Source organism: Pseudomonas sp. AC193 (assembly GCF_979258075.1).
Window position 1 is genome coordinate 5,786,417 of sequence record NZ_OZ409832.1, and the last position, 18,050, is coordinate 5,804,466.

Below are 18,050 nucleotides of genomic sequence, written 5' to 3' on the forward strand. Positions count from 1 at the left end.
AAGGACACAGGTAACTCATGAAGCAATATCTCGAACTGGTCTCGCACGTCATTAAGAACGGCAGCAAACAGGCCAACCGCACCGGCATCAACACCATCAGTTTCCCGGGTGCGATGCTGCGTTTCGATCTGCAGGAAGGTTTTCCGGCGATCACCACGCGCAAAATGGCCTTCAAATCGGCCATCGGCGAGATGTGCGGATTTCTTCGTGGCGTGAACAACGCCGCTGAATTCCGCGCGCTGGGCTGCAAGGTCTGGGATCAGAACGCCAACGAAAACGCGCAGTGGCTGGCCAACCCGTTCCGTCAGGGCGACGACGACCTCGGCGAAATCTACGGCGTGCAATGGCGCAAATGGCCGGCGTACAAGCAGATCCCGCTGAGCAACAGCGCCGCCATCGAACAAACTCTGAGCAACGGCTACAAGCAGATCGCTCAAGGCGAAGAAGACGGCCAGGCCTACGTGGTGCTGTACAAAGCCATCGACCAGGTGCGTCAGTGCGTCGACACGATCATCAAGGATCCGGGCAGCCGCCGCATCCTGTTCCACGGCTGGAACGTCGCTCAGCTGGATGAAATGGCCCTGCCGCCGTGCCACCTGCTGTACCAGTTCCACCCGAATGTCGAGACCAAGGAAATCTCCCTGACCCTCTACATCCGTTCCAACGATCTGGGCCTGGGCACGCCGTTCAACCTTACCGAAGGCGCCGCGCTGCTGAGCCTGATCGGCCGCCTGACCGGCTACACGCCGCGCTGGTTCACCTATTTCATCGGCGACGCGCACGTCTACGAGAACCACCTGGACATGCTCAACGAACAGCTCAAGCGCGAGCCGTTCGCCATGCCTAAGCTGAAAATCTCCGATCGCGTGCCGGAGTTTGCCAAGACTGGCGTGTACCAGCCGGAATGGCTGGAACTGGTCGAACCGAGTGATTTCTCGCTGGAAGGCTACGAACACCACGCGCCAATGACCGCGCCAATGGCGGTCTGACAAGCAATACGCAGTACCCTGTGGGAGCGAGCCTGCTCGCGAAGAGGGCGTGTCAGTCATAGAGATGTCGACTGATACACCGCTTTCGCGAGCAGGCTCGCTCCCACATTTGGTTTTGTGGAAGTCTCAGGATTTATGTATTTCCACTGTCATTTCTGACAGTAGCCGACTCCCGCGCGCCGTGATTAGCTGACGGCCTCCAAAGCGAGGTAACAGTCATGGCAGACACAGGCGGGTTTTTCGATGGCGGCAATGCGGGTTCTGGTTTCTCGACCGAGACGCCGCTGACAGCGCAAGCGACGGCATTACAGGCGCCGCTGATCGCCTACTTCTATTCAAAGGAAAACCGCTATTTCGAGTTCGGCAAAACCGAGCCCGAAGGCGCTGTCATTCCGTTGGAAATCATTGGCCCGGGATCGCCGTTCATCGCTTCGACGTATGCGCTGGTGGATCCTTCCTCGCCGCAGATCCGCATTGGCGACACGCTTCGTGCGGAGTGGCTGGCATTGGACGGTACCCCGTCGTTTCAATCGGCAGACGTTGTGGTGAACAGCAAGGATTATTGGATTCCGATTGCCATCCCGGACAACGAGCTCAAGCGCCTGGAAGGCCTCGAAGTCGAGGTGGTTTTCTTTCACCTTCCGCAAGCCGGAGGTGCAAAACCTTCACCTGCGCAGAAAGTCTTTGTCGCCCCAGAGCTGGGCCGCAAGCCTGCGCTTGAGGTGGAAGGCGTGGCCAATGACGTGCTGGAAGCCGCCGCGTTCCCGGATGGCGTTACCGTAAGCCTGCAGCCGATTGAAAACCTGCGTGCCTGTTACGGCATCGAAATTCTCTGGATGCAATCGCCGGATCATTGGGTCGAGCGTCAGCGTCGATTGGCGGTTAATCCAAAGCAGACGATGGCGTTTCACATCGCGCCTGAGGTTTATCAGGCGCATGCCGGCCGCAGGGTGACCGTGCGATACGTGATTTATCTGGGGGCGCGGCTGAGTCCGAATTTTTACTGGAATCCGGGCGTCGTCACGGAAGTGAGTTTTGAGGTGATCTGAACCCCTGTAGGAGCTGCCGAAGGCTGCGATCTTTTGATTTTGCTGTTTATAAGATCAAAAGATCGCAGCCTTCGGCAGCTCCTACAGGGGTTTTGTGGTGTTCTTTAGTGGCCGTGGCTGCGGCCTACGTGGGAGTGTTCGACTTCGGTGGCGACCACTCCGCCGCTGACCTCCAAGCGCTGCAAAATCCCGCATTGATCCGCCCCCGGCCCTTCGCCACAGCGTTGGCGCAGGTCGAGCAGTTGTGTCTGCAACGCCAGCAACCCATCAATCCGCGCCTTCACATGCTGAATGTGCTCGTCGATCAGTGTGTTCACGCTTTCACACTGATCCTGCGGGCTGTCACGCATGGCCAGCAGGCTGCGGATTTCTTCGAGGGTCATGTCGAGGGTGCGGCAGTTGCGGATGAAGGTCAGGCGTTCGGCGTGGGCCTGGGTGTAGACGCGGTAGTTGCCGTCGCTGCGGGCCGGCTCCGGCAGGAGGTTTTCGCGCTCGTAGTAGCGGATGGTTTCCACGGCGCAGTCGGTGAGTTTGGCCAGTTCTCCGATCTTCATGACGGCAATCTCCAAAAGGGTGCTTGACCCTATAGTGGCTACAGGGTCTTTACTTGGCAACAGGCACCTTCATGGACGCGACCAATGAGCGATTCCCAGCACACCCACAAGCCCGGCGACGGCCACGATCACAGTCATAAATTGCAGCCTGTGCATAAGCATTCACAGGGCGGCGATTCTTGCTGCGGGTCGAAAGTTGCAGCGCCGGCACCGGTTCATGCGCACGAAGACTCCTGCTGCTCGTCGACAGCCGCCGCGCCTGCGTTGGTGCAACTGAGCGAAAAGACCACCGCCGATGCGCGGCTGAGCAGTTTCCGCATCGAGGCGATGGACTGCCCGACCGAGCAGACGCTGATCCAGAACAAGCTCGGCAAACTCGCCGGCGTGCAGCAATTGGAATTCAATCTGATCAACCGCGTACTCGGCGTGACCCACAATCTGCCGGGCACCGAGCCGATCACCGAAGCGATCAAATCCCTCGGCATGCACGCCGAGCCGCTGGAGGCGGGCGTCGATGCGCCTGCCCCGGCACCGGTGAAAAAACACTGGTGGCCGCTGGCGCTGTCCGGCATCGGCGCACTTGCCGCCGAAGTCATTCACTTCACCAACGCCGCGCCCACCTGGGTGGTGGCGATCATCGCGCTGGTGTCGATCCTCAGCGGTGGCCTGACCACCTACAAAAAGGGCTGGATCGCCCTGAAGAACCGCAACCTCAACATCAACGCGCTGATGAGCATCGCCGTGACCGGTGCCATCCTCATCGGCCAGTGGCCGGAAGCGGCGATGGTGATGTTCCTGTTCACTGTCGCCGAGCTGATCGAAGCGCGTTCGCTTGACCGTGCGCGCAATGCGATCAGCGGCCTGATGCAGATGACGCCAGAGCAAGCCACGGTGCTGCAGGCTGACGGTTCTTGGATCGAACAGGACGTGAAAAGCGTCGAACTCGGCGCCCGTGTGCGAGTGAAGCCCGGCGAGCGCATTGCGCTAGACGGCGAAGTGCTCAGCGGCAACTCGACCATCGACCAGGCGCCGATCACCGGTGAAAGCCTGCCGGTCGAGAAAACCGTCGGCGACAAAGTCTTCGCCGGCACCATCAACCAGGCCGGTTCGCTGGAATACGCGGTCACCGCTGCGGCGAACAACTCGACGCTGGCGCGAATCATCCACGCCGTCGAACAGGCCCAAGGGGCGCGCGCACCGACCCAACGATTCGTCGATCAATTCTCGAAAATCTACACGCCTGTGGTGTTCGTGTTTGCCTTGGCCGTGGCGATCATTCCGCCGTTGTTCATGGGCGCTGTGTGGTTCGACTGGATCTACCGCGCGCTGGTGTTGCTGGTGGTCGCGTGCCCGTGTGCACTGGTGATTTCCACCCCGGTGACCATCGTCAGTGGCCTCGCCGCAGCGGCGCGCAAAGGCATTCTGGTCAAGGGCGGCGTGTACCTGGAGGGCGGTTTCAAACTCGATTATCTGGCGCTGGATAAAACCGGCACGATCACCCACGGCAAACCGGTGCAGACCGATTACCTTTCCCTCGATCCAACCGCCGATGCCACCGCACCGGCAATCGCCGCTGCATTGGCCGGTCGTTCCGACCACCCGGTGTCGCTGGCCATCGCCAACGCTGCTGTGGATAAAAACTTCGCCGCGCTGATTGTGGATAACTTCGAAGCGCTGGGCGGGCGTGGCGTCAAAGGCGACATCAACGGCCAGACCTACCACTTGGGCAACCATCGCTTGGTCGAAGAACTCGGCCTGTGCTCGCCAGCGCTGGAAGAAAAACTTTTCGCGCTGGAGAAGCAGGGCAAATCCGTGGTGCTGCTGCTCGACAGCTCCGGCCCACTGGCGCTGTTCGCCGTGGCCGATACCGTCAAGGAAACCAGCCGCGAAGCAATCCGTCAGTTGCACGAACTCGGGGTGAAAACCCTGATGCTCACTGGCGACAACGTCCACACCGCTCAGGCGATTGCCGCGCAGGTCGGCATCGATGAAGCGCGCGGTGATTTGCTGCCAACCGACAAACTGCAAGCCATCGAAGATCTGTACAAGCAGGGCCATCGTGTGGGCATGGTTGGCGACGGCATCAACGACGCCCCGGCACTGGCCCGCGCCGAGATCGGTTTCGCCATGGCCGCTGCTGGCACCGACACCGCCATCGAAACCGCCGATGTCGCCCTGATGGATGACGATCTGCGCAAGATCCCGGCGTTCATCAGCTTGTCGCGCAACACCGCAAGCATCCTGAAACAGAACATCGCGCTGGCGCTGGTGATCAAAGCGATCTTTCTTGCGGTAACCTTCGCCGGACTCGCCACCATGTGGATGGCGGTGTTCGCCGACATGGGCGTGAGCCTGTTGGTGGTGTTCAACGGTTTGCGCCTGCTGCGCAAATAGTGTGAGGAAAGGTTGTGCTGAGTGCCGAGCTGAAAGCGTTTTACATGGTCGCCCGCCTGGGCAGCATCACGCTGGCGGCGAAAAAACTCGGCCTCAGCCAACCGACCGTGACCACGCAGATCCGTAATCTGGAAAGTCAGTATTCGGTGGAGCTGTTTTATCGCGGTGGTCGACGGTTGAGCGTCAGTGATGAAGGCGCGCGGTTGCTGCCGATGGTCAAGACGCTGTTGCAGCAGGAAGCCGATATCGAGTTTTTCCTGCGTAACAGCGGTCAGGTGCAGGGCACGTTGCGCATCGCCGCCACGGCGCCGTATTACATCCTCGATCTGGTAAAGACCTTTCGCGAGCGCCTGCCGCAGGTGGAGGTGTCGGTGGAAATCGGCAACTCGCAGCAGGTACTGGAAGCGCTGGAGGACTATCGGGTGGATATCGCTGCGTCATCGCAGTTGCTGGATGACGCGCGGTTGATTCGTCGGGTGCTCGGGACTGATCCTCTGGTGCTGGCAGTACATCGCAATCATCCGTTGGCTGTGCAGGAGCATGTGGCGTTGAGCGCGTTGGCCGGGCATACGTTGTTGATGCGCGAGTCGGGTTCGACCACGCGGCGGTTGACGGAAGAATTGCTGGCGAGTGCCGGCGTGAGCTTCGGGCCGTTGCTGGAGATTGGCAGCCGTGAGTCGATTCGGGAGGCGGTGTTGCGCAATATCGGCATCAGCATCATTGCCCGGCAGGAAGTGCCGCATGATCCGCAGTTGCGCGTGCTGACGATCGAAAATGCGCCGCAGATTCCTGAGTACCTTTATTGCCTGAAGGAGCGCAAGGGCGCGCGGTTGCCTGCGGCGTTTCTTGGGTTGGCGCAGGAAATGTCCCCGGCCTGATTTTTGTGGTGAATAGGCGGGCCTCTTCGCGAGCAAGCCCGCTCCCACATTTGGAATGCATTTCCCCTGTGGGAGCGGGCTTGCTCGCGAAGGCGTCGGGCCAGGCAACACAGAACTCGAGATCTGAACCAAAATCCCCGAATACCACTATCAGCAGTTTTTGCCTCACTGCCACATGACGGACGCATTACAACTCTAGGATTGGCCCCATCTGCTTGATGAGGTCTGTCCATGAATCCTGCCATCGCAACTGCCCTGACCAACCCCGGCGCACCCATGAAAGTGCGCGGCGTGCAGAAACGCTTCGGCGCGTTCACCGCACTGGATAATGTCTCCCTCGACGTCGCCGCCGGTGAACTGGTGTGCCTGCTCGGCCCCTCGGGCTGCGGCAAGACCACGTTGCTGCGCTGCATCGCCGGTCTGGAGAGGCAGGACAGCGGCGAGCTGTACCTCGGCGACCGCGACGTCTCGCACCTCGCCCCGCAAGCCCGCGACTACGGGATTCTGTTCCAGTCCTACGCGCTGTTCCCCAACCTGACCGTCGAAGCGAACATTGCCTACGGCCTCGCCGGCAGCGGTCGTGACGAAGTACGCCGTCGCGTCGGGCAGATGCTGGAACTGGTCGGCCTCATCGGCAGCGAGAAAAAATACCCCGGCCAATTGTCTGGCGGCCAGCAACAGCGGGTTGCTCTAGCTCGGGCCTTGGCGCCGGCACCGTCGCTGCTGTTGCTCGATGAACCGATGTCCGCCCTCGACGCCCGCGTCCGCGAGCATTTGTGCACCGAGTTGCGCCAACTGCAACGCAACCTCGGCATCACCACCCTGATGGTCACGCACAATCAGGACGAAGCCATGCTCATGGCCGACCGCATCGCGGTGATGAACAACGGCCGCGTCGAGCAGTACGCCACCCCGCAGGAAATCTACAACCGCCCGGCCACGCCGTTCGTGGCCGAGTTCGTTGGTCAGGGCAACTGGCTGCCGTTCCAGCGCAGCAGCGACACTCATGCGCAGGTCGGCGGGATGAACCTGCGCCTCAGCGACGGCAGCGTCCAGCGCGCTTCGGGCCGTTTGTTCTGCCGCCCGGAAGCGATCAACGTCAACCCGCCGGTGCACGAAGAAAACCTGTTCCCGGCCAAAGTCCGCGAGATCACCTTTCTCGGCAACCGCTGCCGCATGAGCTTCGAACTCGATCAACTGCCGGGCCACGCCTTGCTCGCCGAACTCGCCCCGGAAGCCATGCCACGCCTCGGCGCCCAGCAAATCATGGTCGCCTTGCCGCCGCGCAGCCTGCAGGTGTTTGCCTGATGAACAGCAACCTCGCGCTGCCGCTACCGCACAAGCAGGTGCGACAGTCCTCGAAAGCCGAGATCGGCGACCGCATTTTTGTCGTTGGCGGCAAAGTCCTTTTGCTGCTGTTGCTCGGCGTCGCGGTGTTGCTGCCGCTGCTGGCGATTTTCTGGCGCGGCTTCAGCAATGAGGCCGGGCAGGGCGGTGGCTGGATCGCGGCGAAGGAGATGGTCACCAGCGAGAATTTCCACTGGCTGCTCGGCAACAGTCTGAAAGTTTCCCTCAGCGTTGCGGCCATCGTCGTACCGCTGGCTTACCTGTTTGCCTACGCGTTGCAACGCACAATGATTCCGGCGAAGGGCATCTGGCGCGGGATTTCCTTGCTGCCGCTGATGGCGCCGTCGATGCTGCCGGGGATTGCGCTGGTCTATCTGTTCGGCAACCAAGGCATGTTGCGCGGGCTGCTCTCGGACAACATCTACGGGTTCTGGGGGATTGTGCTGGGCGAGGTGATTTACACCTTCCCCCATGCACTGATGATTTTGCTCTCGGCATTGTCGCTGGCCGATGCGCGGCTGTTCGATGCCGCATCGAGCATGGGCGCCAGTCCGACCAAAGCGTTTCGCAGCATCACCTGGCCGGCAACTCGCCAGGCTGTGTTCGCCGCGTTCTGTCTGGTGTTCACCCTGACCATCACCGATTTCGGTGTGCCAGTGGTGGTCGGCGGTGACTATCAAGTGCTGGCGCTGGAAGCCTACAAAGCCGTGGTCGGCCAACAACAATTCGGTCGCGGTGCGTTGATCGGCATGGTGCTGTTGCTGCCGGCGCTGTTCAGCTTCGGTGTCGATGCCTGGCTGCGTCGGCGTCACGGCGACTCCATGAGCGGTCGGGCACAGGTGTTCAAACCGGCACCGTCGAAACTGCGCGATGGCTGCTATCTGGCGATTGTTCTGCTGATCAGCGCGGCGTTGATCCTGGTGTTCGGCATGGCGGTGTTTTCGTCGCTGGTTAAGTTCTGGCCGTACAACCTGTCGCTGTCGCTCAACCATTACCAGTTCAACGAAACCGCTGGCGGTGGTTGGTTGGCTTACAGCAACAGTTTGAAAATGGCGTTGGGCACGGCGTTGATCGGCAGCGTGCTGATTTTCACCGGTGCTTATCTGATGGAGAAAACCCGCGATCAACGCGGCCTCAACCTGGCGTTGCGTATGCTCAGTTTTGTGCCGATGGCGGTGCCGGGGTTGGTGCTCGGGCTCGGTTACGTCTTCTTCTTCAACCTCACGGGTAACCCGCTGCACGTGCTGTACGGGACGATGACGCTGCTGATCGTCTGCACCATTGCGCACTACCTGACCACCGCACAAATGACCGCGACCACCGCGCTGCGCCAACTCGACGCCGAGTTCGAAGCCGCTGCGCTGTCGCTGAAGGCGCCGCTGTACCGCCACTACCTGCGCGTCACCGTGCCGATCTGCCTGCCGGCGCTGCTCGACATCGTGCGCTACCTGTTCGTCTCGGCGATGACCACGGTGTCGGCGGCGATCTTCCTCTACAGCCCCGACACCATCCTCGCGGCAGTCGCGGTGCTGAACATGGATGACGCCGGCAACGTCGGCGGCGCGGCGGCGATGTCGACCCTGATTCTGTTCACCTCGGCGGGCGTGTCCTTGCTGCTGGCGTGGGCGTCGCGCGGCTTGCTGCGCCGTTCTCAAGCCTGGCGGCAAACCGCGCCCGGTCACTGATTCACACCCTCAACTCAAAAGACAGGATACCGATCATGTTCAAGCCTTTGGCCCTGGCCGCTGCTGTGCTCGCTACTTTCAGCCTGAATGCTTTCGCGGCAAAAACCGAGTTGACGGTGTACACCGCCCTCGAAGCCGAGCAACTGAAGTCCTACAAAGAAGCGTTCGAAAAAGCCAACCCGGACGTCGAGATCAAATGGGTACGCGATTCCACCGGGATCATCACCGCCAAACTGCTCGCCGAAAAGGCCCGTCCGCAGGCTGACGCGGTGTGGGGCCTGGCCGCTTCGAGCCTGGCGATCCTCGATCAGCAAGGCATGCTGCAAAGCTACGCGCCGAAGGATCTCGGCAAGATCGGCGCGAACTACCGTGACGCTGCCAACCCGCCAGCGTGGGTCGGCATGGACGTCTGGGCCGCGACCATTTGCTTCAACACCGTCGAAGCCGAGAAGCAGGGTTTGACCAAGCCAGTGAGCTGGCAGGATCTGACCAAGCCTGAGTACAAGGGCAAGATTGTTATGCCGAACCCGGCGTCGTCCGGCACCGGTTTCCTCGACGTCAGCGCCTGGCTGCAAACCTTCGGCGAGAAGCAGGGCTGGGCGTACATGGATGGCCTGCACCAGAACATTGGTCAGTACGTTCACTCCGGTTCCAAGCCTTGCAAACTGGCAGCGGCGGGCGAGTTTCCGATCGGGATTTCCTTTGAATACCCGGCGGTACAGCTGAAGCGTCAGGGCGCGCCGCTGGACATTATTCTGCCGAAGGAAGGTCTGGGCTGGGAGATCGAAGCGACTGCCGTGATCAAAGGAACACCGCATGAAGAGGCCGCGAAGAAACTGGCTGACTTCTCGGCGAGTGCCGAGGCGATGGATCTGTACAAGGAGAACTTCGCTGTCCTCGCGCAACCGGGCATCGCCAAGCCGCAGACCGAATTGCCGGCGGATTATGAGCAGCGTTTGATCAAGAACGACTTTGCCTGGGCCTCGAAGAATCGCGACGAGATCCTCACCGAGTGGCGCAAGCGTTATGACGGTAAGTCCGAGAAAGTGGCTGCCAAGTAAGATCTTTATCGACTGACAGGGCCCCTTCGCGAGCAAGCCCGCTCCCACATTGGATTGTGTTCAGCACACAATTCTCTGTGGGAGCTGGCACAGGGATTTAATGTGAACACAAATGCTGTGGGCACAAAAAATCCCCTGTGGGAGCGGGCTTGCTCGCGAAAGCGGTCTCTCATGCAGGACACTTCTAAATGACACACCACAAAGACCTGCTCATCGTCGGCGCCGGCATTCTGGGCCTGTCCCACGCCTACGCCGCCGCCAAGCGCGGCCTCAAGGTCGCTGTTTTCGAACGCACCGCCACGCCCCTCGGCGCCTCGGTGCGCAACTTCGGCCAGGCTCTGGTCACCGGCCAGCCCCCCGGCCCGATGCTTGAACTGGCCAAGGCCAGCCGCGAGATCTGGGGCGATTGGGCGCAACTCGCCGGGCTGCAAATCAAGCGCAACGGCTCGTATCTATTCGCCAGAACCGAAGCCGAAGAACACCTGCTCGAAACCTTCTGCGCCACTCGCGCGATTGAACACGGCTACAACGTCGACCTGCTGCGCGGCGCCGCCCTGCGCGATCTCTACAACGGCCAGTTCAGCCATCACCGCGCCGCGCTTCATGGCATCGACGATCAACAGCTTTACTCTCGCGAAGCGATTCCTGCACTGATCGAATACCTGTGCCGCGACCTCGGCGTAGAGTTCCACTTCTCGACGCTGGTGCGCGACGTCGAACCCGGTCGCCTGCACAGCACTGCCGGCACGTTTACCGCGAAGCAGATCATCGTCTGCTCCGGCCACGATTATCAAACCCTGCTGGCCGAACCAATCGCCGCGCTCGACCCGCAAATCTGCCGCCTGCAAATGCTCCGCGCCAAACCTGCGACCGAGCTGAATCTGCAACACGCCTTGCTCACCGGCCTCAGCTGCGTGCATTACGGCGCCTTCGCCGATCTGCCGGAAGCGGCGGCGGTGCAGGCGCAGATCCTGCGTGAACAACCGCATCTGCACGACAATGGCATCCACCTGCTGATCAGCCCGACGCCGTACGGCGAACTGATCATCGGCGACTCGCACCATTACGGCAGCGACGCTTCACCGTTCAACGCCGAGCAAGTGGACAACTGGATGATCGAGCTGGCCGAGCAAACACTGGGCTGCAAGGTGCAAGTGGTCGAGCGCTGGCAGGGCGTCTATGGTTCTCGGGGGCCGGGGCCATTTTCGTTGCTGCGCCCGGCACCGGGGTTGAGTGTGGCGCTGATGCACACCGGCGTCGGCATGAGCGTCGGCCCGGCGATGGCCGAACGCAACGTTGCACAGTTGTTGGAGGAAATTTGATGACAGGTCACGAACAAACCGTCGCCAAGGTATTCGCGCTGTATGAGCGTTTTGGCACCAGCGATTACATCGGCGAGCCGGTGTCGCAGATCGAGCACATGTCCCAGGCCGCCGAACTGGCGATCGCCGAGGGTTTTGATGATGAAGTGGTGCTCGCGGCGTTCTTTCATGACATCGGCCATTTGTGTGCCGAAGGCGCGGAGAACATGGGCGGTTACGGTGTGGTCAGCCATGAAAGGCTGGGTGCGGATTATTTGCGCGAGGCCGGTTTCAGTGAGCGGCTGGCGCGGCTGGTGGAATATCACGTGCAGGCCAAGCGGTATCTGACGTTGCGTGAGCCGGGGTATTTCGAGCGGTTGAGTGAGGCGAGCCGGCGGACGCTGGAGTATCAGGGCGGGGTGATGACGGAGGCGGAGGCGGAGGTGTTTGAGCGGGATCCGTTGTGTGCGGTCAGTTTGCGGATGCGGCAGTGGGATGAGCTGGCCAAGGAGAGGGCGGTGCCGGTGATTGATCTGGGTGTGCTGAAAGAGAAAGCGGCGCGGCTGCTGGCTGCGTAATCGCTTGAACCGAGGTGCTGCATTCGCGAGCAGGCTCACTCCTACAAGGTGAACGCGATCCACTGTAGGAGTGAGCCTGCTCGCGATAGCGCCAGATCAGCCGCTACAACTCTTTGGCCAGAGACTCGATCTGCTCCTGCCGCTCGGCCTGATTCAACTTCGCCTGCGAATTGAGCGACGACCACTGCGGATGCGCCCGCGCCTTGTTCAGCGCCTCCGGCAACTTGCCCTCGCGCCAGGTCTTATCCTGCGGCGTCGCCACCTGAACCGCATCCATCGCCGCATGCCCACGCTGATCCAGCGCCAACACCAACTGCCGCTGGCGCAGCGCCAATAGCCGCAACACCCCGTCATCCACCGTCAACTCACGCTGCCCTTTGATCTTGCCGAGCAACCGACTGCCATAACTGCGCGCCGTCTGCAGCGCACCCCCGGCAATCGCCCCCGCCAACGCCGCTGCGCCAAGGGTAATCCCGCCAACCAGCAAATCCACACCAGCCCCCGCCGCCGCACCCGCAGCAATCCCGCCACCCACGCGCACCCCGAGTTGCTTCAAGGTTTCCGGGTTGAACAGGTCATCACCCCAACGCCCATCGAGCAACGGCAAATCACTCGCCGCCGCATCCTGCGGACGAAACGCATACAGCTTGAGCAGCGCCTCAACACACTTCTGCTCGCGCTGACGGACAGCCTTGCGCAGTTCGCTGATAGCCTGCTGTTCCTGCGCAGCTTCACTGACCACACTGCGCCGACAAGCCGCACAGTCGATCAATAACTCAGCAATCAATCGCGCCGCACTTTGCTGACGCGCCAGGCGCTGAGCCTGTTGATCAGCAATCAAGCGTTCCAGTTGCGGACGAGCATTTTCCAGCAGCAGCGCAAGACTTTCATACAGCCGACGCTCGCCATCTTCAGGCGGCGCCACACTGTCGAAACGCACCAACGCATGAAGCCCGAGCCGCGCCAGCGCCTCACGCCAATCCGGCTCGCGATGGTTGGCGCTGCTGACAAAATTCAGCACCGGCAGCAGCGGTTTGCCGCAACTGGCGAGCACTTCCAGTTCATCGCGATACTTGGCCAGCACCGGTTCGCGGGCGTCGATCACATACAAACCGGCGTCGGAGGCGAGCAGTTGTCGCAGCACTTTCGCCTCCTGCTCGAAACGCTGACGTGCCTCGCTGCCGTCGAGAAACCGCGCCAGTCGCGCCGGGCCATCGAGGCGTTCGCCGGGGCGTTCCAGGCGCTCGAGAAAATCCAGCAGGGCGATGGCGTCTTCCAGCCCCGGCGTGTCGTAAAGATCGAGCAACGGTTCGCCGTCCACCGACAACCGCGCGCCTTCGACATGCCGCGTGGTGCTCGGGCGATGGGAGACTTCGCCGAAACCGACATCGCGGGTCAGCGTGCGCAACAGTGAGGTCTTGCCGACGTTGGTGTGGCCGACCACGGCGAGTTTCAGCGGCGCTTTCCAGGCATCAGTCATGGCCAGTCTCCAGCCAGTTCAACGGCGCGCAATCGGCAAACTGCAGATCAAGCTGTTGCAGCGCGATGTGCCAGTCGCCGAGGCGTTCGGCATCCAGCGCTTCACCGGGCGGCGCTTGCAGCAGCCAGACGCGGGTTTCTCCAGCGTTGCGCGCCAGTTCGGCGATCAAGGCGAGGCTGCCACGATCCGGTGAACGCCGTGGGTCGCAGGCAATCGCCAGACGTGCCGGCGGGAAGCGACTGAGTTGTTCGAGAAGTTTATGGCGTGATTCGCGGCTGTCGAGGATGCCAGCATTGCTGACATTTTTCGGCAGCGCGGGCGGCCATGGGCGTTGTTCGTCGAGTTCGATGGCGACCAGCAACGCACCTTCGCTGGCGAGTTCGCCGACGCTGCTTTCGACTCGATGCAGTTGTGCAGGCTCCGGATCATTGACGCCGAGGCGTTCGCTTGTCGGCATCAGACGTTCGCGCAATTGCGCGTAGCCGGGCAGGTTCAAGTCCAGACGCAGCGCGGCTTTGCCGCTGTTCCAGCGCCAGAAACACAACAGCGTCAGCAGCAGACGCGGCAGCACGCCGTACACCACCAAAACGCCAACCAGCCAGGTCGCCCAGGCCTGACGGGCGCTTTCGATGTCGAGCGCACCGTCGCCGCTGGCGCGGATCATCTCCACCGTCGGCACGTTGAAGCCGAGCAGCGACGGTAGATGACCCAGTGCGTGGGTGACATGGATAAAGGTGTCGGCACTGAGAATCGTGGTTTCCCAGACGAAGCCGTAGCGCCGGGTCGCCATCAGCGTCAGCAGCAGAATCAGCGCGCTGAGCATCGCCAGCAACCACAAACCGTTGACCAGCGTACCGAGCGCCCAGCGATTGAGTTTCTTGCGTTGCAGCATCAGCAGCAGGGCGGGCGCCAGTTGCGCGGCTTTGGCGTCGCGGGCCATTTTTTCGCTGAGCCATAACCACAATCGCCCGAGCGTGGCGCCGTGTTCGCCGGCAAAGATCAAGCCCAGCAACCAGCTCAGCAGCAGAATCAGGTTCAGCCCGAGCAGACTGCCCAAGGCCCAGAACACGTTGACCGGCGTCTGGCCGAGTGCGGCGAAGGCCAGACCGGCGCCGCTCAGCGCCGCGAAGATCATCAGCAACACCAGCGCCAGACGCGCGCCTTGCAGCCAGTGTTTGAGTGCGGCCGTCAGCCCGTCACGTTCTGCCAGCCATAACGCGCGGCGTTGAATGCGGCTCGGCAGATCGCCGCCGGCCGCGCGCGCCAGTCGATTGGCTTCCAGATCTTCCAGCGGGCCTGCGTGTTCTTCGCGCAGGCGCACGGTTTCGGTGAGCCAGAGGTTTTGCAGTGGAGTCAGTTCAGTCACGCGGCATCCCGTCGCTTAATCCAGCGCTGAGCATAACCGCTGTGGCGCTTATCGGGGTAAGCGCGGCTCTGGTATCCTCGCCGGCATGACTAAATCACTCCCCCTCAGCCTGATCGCAGCCCTCGGTGAAAACCGCGTGATCGGCGTCGACAACAGCATGCCCTGGCACCTGCCGGAGGACTTCAAATACTTCAAGGCCACCACCTTGGGCAAGCCGATCATCATGGGTCGCAAGACCTGGGATTCGCTCGGCCGACCGCTGCCGGGGCGCTTGAACATCGTAGTCAGCCGTCAGGCCGATCTGGTGTTGGAGGGTGCCGAGGTGTATCCGTCGCTGGAAGCAGCGGTGGTTCGCGCCGAAGAATGGGCGAAAGAGCAGGGCGTTGATGAGCTGATGCTGATTGGTGGCGCGCAGTTGTACGCGCAAGGGCTGGCGCAGGCGGATCGTCTGTATCTGACGCGCGTGGCGTTGAGCCCGGAGGGGGATGCGTGGTTTCCGGAGTTTGATTTGAACGACTGGAAACTGGTTTCCAACGTTGAAAACCCGGCGGTTGAAGATAAGCCGGCGTACAACTTCGAAGTCTGGGAAAAAGCCTAAGAGCTTCGCGAGCAAGCCCGCTCCCACATTGGAATGCATTCCAAATGTGGGAGCAACTGTCTTGATACCCTTTATTTTGAATGCAGGGTGATAGGCAGCTGATCTCCCACAGCCCATAGCCGTGCATTTTTTCCCAGAAACACCGCTCTATTTCAAGCCAACTGTTCCTTCCATGGCGTTCGATCCCGGATCATTGCGTTCAGTCTTATCAACAGCACACGCATGCAGGCGATCAGCGCTACTTTTGCGCATTTTCCTTTGTCGCGTAGGGTTTGATATCGAGCCTGAAACTCGGGCTGGCGCATAATCACGACCCAACTTGCCATGTACAGCGCGCGGCGAGCGGAAAATCTTCCCCCCTCAATGTGTCGAAGTCCTTTGTGTTTCCCGCTGTCGTCGTTGTAAGGGGCTATACCTGCCAAAGCTGCTATTTCGTGGCGTCCAATCTCACCCAGCTCAGGTAAATAGGCCATTAAACTGGCAGCCGTCACGAGCCCGATACCCTTGACCGAGCACAAGCGTGCAGCTTTATCACTGTCCAGTTTTTTCGCACTTTGACGGATCAGCTTTTCTATCGACTTTATTGCCTGGGTTAGATAATCGATATGGCTCTGCAACAAGGGTTTCACCAAATCTGCTGAAGCCGTTTTGATGCGTCGCAAATCGTCACTTTGTTGCTGAACAAAGTTTTCACGCTGCTGTACGAGCGCACGCAAATTATCCTGCTCAGGGCTAGAGACTCGACTGTTTGGCGACTTTATGACTTCTGCAAACTGCGCAAGAAGTCGTGCATCAATCGGGTCGGTTTTAGCGCGTTGGCCCATTGCACTGGCAAAGCTCTTGGCGCGGCGAGGATTGATTCGTATAACGTCGAACCCCCCGGCCTGAAGCGCTTTCATGACCTCTCGCTCATAACCACCTGTGGCTTCAAGCAACACGCGATTGACCTTATAGCAATTAAACCAATCAATAAGCTTGGGGAAGTCACTGATGCTATTGGAAAAACTCGCACCTACGTCTTGCGGGTTAATCCGAATCTCAAGAGTATCTTTGGCGACATCGATACCGGCGCAGGAAAACATGGCGGAATCCTCTTACACTCAAAGGTGAGAGCACTCTGGTTGGGCACCACGCTTGTACTGTTCGAGGTCGGCTCGTTCAACTGTTCGGGCTCAATAACCAGAGCGAGAGATGATTGGCAGCTTGGGCTCCCACACGTGCTTTAAGCACCCCGGGCATTCAGCTTGCCAACCATCCCTCTCATCCCGATTCTAACTCCTATGCAAGACACAAGCGGGCTTGCTCGCGAAGAGGCCAGATCAGGCAAAGAAGAGCTTAAGCCTGAGCAAGCTCCGCATGCTCATCAGCATCCAGCAACTCTTTATCAGTCTGCTGCATCACCTGACTGGTAATCGCACCCGCCGTGATCGAACCACTCACGTTCAACGCCGTACGCCCCATATCAATCAGCGGTTCAACCGAAATCAGCAACGCCACCAGTGACACCGGCAAACCCATCGCCGGCAGCACGATCAGCGCCGCGAACGTCGCGCCGCCACCGACACCGGCCACACCGGCCGAGCTCAGCGTCACAATCGCCACCAGCGTCGCGATCCACAGCGGATCCAGCGGGTTGATGCCCACGGTCGGCGCAACCATCACCGCCAACATCGCCGGGTACAGCCCCGCGCAACCGTTCTGGCCAATCGTCGCACCGAACGATGCGGCAAAACTCGCCACCGACTGCGGAATCCCCAGACGACGCGTCTGCGCTTCAATGCTCAGCGGAATGCTCGCCGCGCTCGAACGGCTGGTGAACGCGAACGTCAGCACTGGCCAGATCTTGCGGAAGAAACGCAGCGGATTGATCCCGGCCGCCGACACCAGCAAGCCGTGCACGACAAACATCAGGCCCAGACCCAGGTACGACACCACGACAAAACTGCCGAGCTTAATGATGTCCTGCAGGTTGGAACCGGCGACCACTTTGGTCATCAGCGCCAGCACGCCGTACGGGGTCAGCTTCATCACCAGACGCACCAGACGCATCACCCAGGCTTGCAGGGTGTCGATGGCGTTGATCACTTTCTGACCTTTCTCGACGTCATCCTTGAGCAGTTGCAGCGCGGCGACCCCGAGGAATGCGGCGAAAATCACCACGCTGATGATCGAGGTCGGCTTGGCCCGCGCCAGATCGGCGAACGGGTTTTGCGGGATGAACGACAGCAGCAGTTGTGGCACATTCAGGTCGGCGACCTTGCCGGCGTAGTCGGTCTGAATGGTTTGCAGACGGGCCATTTCCTGGGTGCCGGCGACCAGACCCTCGGCGGTGAGGCCGAACAGGTTGGTCAGGCCGATGCCAATCAGCGCCGCAATCGCGGTGGTGAACAGCAACGTGCCGATGGTCAGGAAGCTGATTTTGCCCAGCGACGACGCATTGTGCAGACGCGCCACGGCGCTGAGGATCGAGGCGAACACCAGCGGGATAACGATCATTTGCAGCAACTGCACGTAGCCGTTGCCGACCAGATCGAACCAGCCGATCGAGGTTTTCAGAATCGGGTTGCCGGCACCGTAAACGGTGTGCAGCGCCACGCCGAAGGCCACGCCCAGAGCGAGTGCGAGCAGGACTTTTTTCGCCAAGCTCCACGTGGTGTGGCGGGTTTGCGCCAGACCGAACAGCAGGGCGAGGAACACCAGCAGGTTGAGAATCAACGGTAGGTTCATGAGAACTCCAGAAAGACTTTGCCAACAGCCTTCCGGGGCTGCT

The 18,050-nt window shown here is 60.7% G+C and carries 15 protein-coding genes; 10 read left to right on the forward strand and 5 right to left on the reverse strand.

From position 1 onward, the window contains the following. Positions 1-17 precede the first annotated feature (17 nt). Both ACZZ0D_RS25975 and ACZZ0D_RS25980 read left to right on the forward strand, forming a co-directional pair. Positions 18-989, forward strand: a complete 972-nt coding sequence (locus ACZZ0D_RS25975) for a thymidylate synthase (protein ID WP_159811908.1) — start codon at positions 18-20, stop codon at positions 987-989. 218 nt (positions 990-1,207) lie between these two features. Continuing rightward, the gene (locus tag ACZZ0D_RS25980; RefSeq protein ID WP_463554615.1) at positions 1,208-2,038 is read left to right on the forward strand and encodes a hypothetical protein; all 831 of its coding nucleotides are present in this window, start codon (positions 1,208-1,210) and stop codon (positions 2,036-2,038) included. A 104-nt stretch (positions 2,039-2,142) separates the two neighbouring features. Here the strand turns inward: ACZZ0D_RS25980 and cadR are convergent, their stop codons facing one another. Further along, positions 2,143-2,592, reverse strand: coding sequence for a Cd(II)/Pb(II)-responsive transcriptional regulator (cadR, locus tag ACZZ0D_RS25985; RefSeq protein ID WP_008088440.1), 450 nt, complete (start codon positions 2,590-2,592; stop codon positions 2,143-2,145). 84 nt (positions 2,593-2,676) lie between these two features. On the opposite strand from cadR, the gene ACZZ0D_RS25990 reads away from it, so the two are divergent. The 7 genes from ACZZ0D_RS25990 to ACZZ0D_RS26020 all read left to right on the forward strand — a co-directional run bounded on the left by ACZZ0D_RS25990 (position 2,677) and on the right by ACZZ0D_RS26020 (position 11,836). Continuing rightward, on the forward strand, positions 2,677-4,986 hold the full coding sequence (locus ACZZ0D_RS25990) for a heavy metal translocating P-type ATPase (RefSeq protein ID WP_463554616.1): 2,310 nt from the start codon (positions 2,677-2,679) through the stop codon (positions 4,984-4,986). Positions 4,987-5,000: 14 nt separating this feature from the next. Beyond that, positions 5,001-5,864 carry a LysR family transcriptional regulator gene (locus tag ACZZ0D_RS25995; RefSeq protein WP_053124875.1) on the forward strand — a complete coding sequence of 288 codons (864 nt, stop codon included), beginning with the start codon at positions 5,001-5,003 and terminating at the stop codon, positions 5,862-5,864. A gap of 231 nt (positions 5,865-6,095) precedes the next feature. Then, positions 6,096-7,172 (forward strand): putative 2-aminoethylphosphonate ABC transporter ATP-binding protein, encoded by a 1,077-nt coding sequence (locus tag ACZZ0D_RS26000; RefSeq protein WP_463554617.1) that lies wholly within the window; start codon positions 6,096-6,098, stop codon positions 7,170-7,172. After that, a complete protein-coding gene (locus tag ACZZ0D_RS26005; protein ID WP_463554618.1) occupies positions 7,172-8,896 on the forward strand; it encodes a putative 2-aminoethylphosphonate ABC transporter permease subunit in 1,725 nt (574 codons plus the stop codon). The genes ACZZ0D_RS26000 and ACZZ0D_RS26005 overlap by 1 nt, the downstream gene beginning before the upstream one ends. 35 nt (positions 8,897-8,931) lie before the next feature. After that, on the forward strand, positions 8,932-9,957 hold the full coding sequence (locus ACZZ0D_RS26010) for a putative 2-aminoethylphosphonate ABC transporter substrate-binding protein (protein ID WP_053124777.1): 1,026 nt from the start codon (positions 8,932-8,934) through the stop codon (positions 9,955-9,957). A 188-nt stretch (positions 9,958-10,145) separates the two neighbouring features. Further along, positions 10,146-11,279, forward strand: coding sequence for a TIGR03364 family FAD-dependent oxidoreductase (locus ACZZ0D_RS26015; RefSeq protein WP_463554619.1), 1,134 nt, complete (start codon positions 10,146-10,148; stop codon positions 11,277-11,279). Then, entirely contained in the window at positions 11,279-11,836 is a 558-nt protein-coding gene (locus tag ACZZ0D_RS26020; protein WP_463554620.1) for a phosphonate degradation HD-domain oxygenase, read from the forward strand. The genes ACZZ0D_RS26015 and ACZZ0D_RS26020 overlap by 1 nt, the downstream gene beginning before the upstream one ends. 103 nt (positions 11,837-11,939) lie before the next feature. On the opposite strand, the gene ACZZ0D_RS26025 is transcribed toward ACZZ0D_RS26020, so the two are convergent. Both ACZZ0D_RS26025 and ACZZ0D_RS26030 read right to left on the reverse strand, forming a co-directional pair. After that, complete coding sequence (locus ACZZ0D_RS26025; protein ID WP_463554621.1) at positions 11,940-13,316, reverse strand: GTPase/DUF3482 domain-containing protein; 1,377 nt, start codon at positions 13,314-13,316, stop codon at positions 11,940-11,942. Continuing rightward, positions 13,309-14,682, reverse strand: a complete 1,374-nt coding sequence (locus ACZZ0D_RS26030; protein ID WP_463554622.1) for a DUF2868 domain-containing protein — start codon at positions 14,680-14,682, stop codon at positions 13,309-13,311. The genes ACZZ0D_RS26025 and ACZZ0D_RS26030 overlap by 8 nt, the downstream gene beginning before the upstream one ends. Positions 14,683-14,767: 85 nt before the next feature. Between ACZZ0D_RS26030 and ACZZ0D_RS26035 the strand changes: the two genes are divergently transcribed. Next, entirely contained in the window at positions 14,768-15,280 is a 513-nt protein-coding gene (locus ACZZ0D_RS26035; protein ID WP_463554623.1) for a dihydrofolate reductase, read from the forward strand. A gap of 152 nt (positions 15,281-15,432) precedes the next feature. Here the strand turns inward: ACZZ0D_RS26035 and ACZZ0D_RS26040 are convergent, their stop codons facing one another. Further along, positions 15,433-16,362, reverse strand: a complete 930-nt coding sequence (locus tag ACZZ0D_RS26040; protein WP_463552436.1) for an IS110 family transposase — start codon at positions 16,360-16,362, stop codon at positions 15,433-15,435. Positions 16,363-16,615: 253 nt separating this feature from the next. Then, positions 16,616-18,007, reverse strand: coding sequence for an L-cystine transporter (locus ACZZ0D_RS26045; RefSeq protein ID WP_053124765.1), 1,392 nt, complete (start codon positions 18,005-18,007; stop codon positions 16,616-16,618). Positions 18,008-18,050 lie beyond the last annotated feature (43 nt).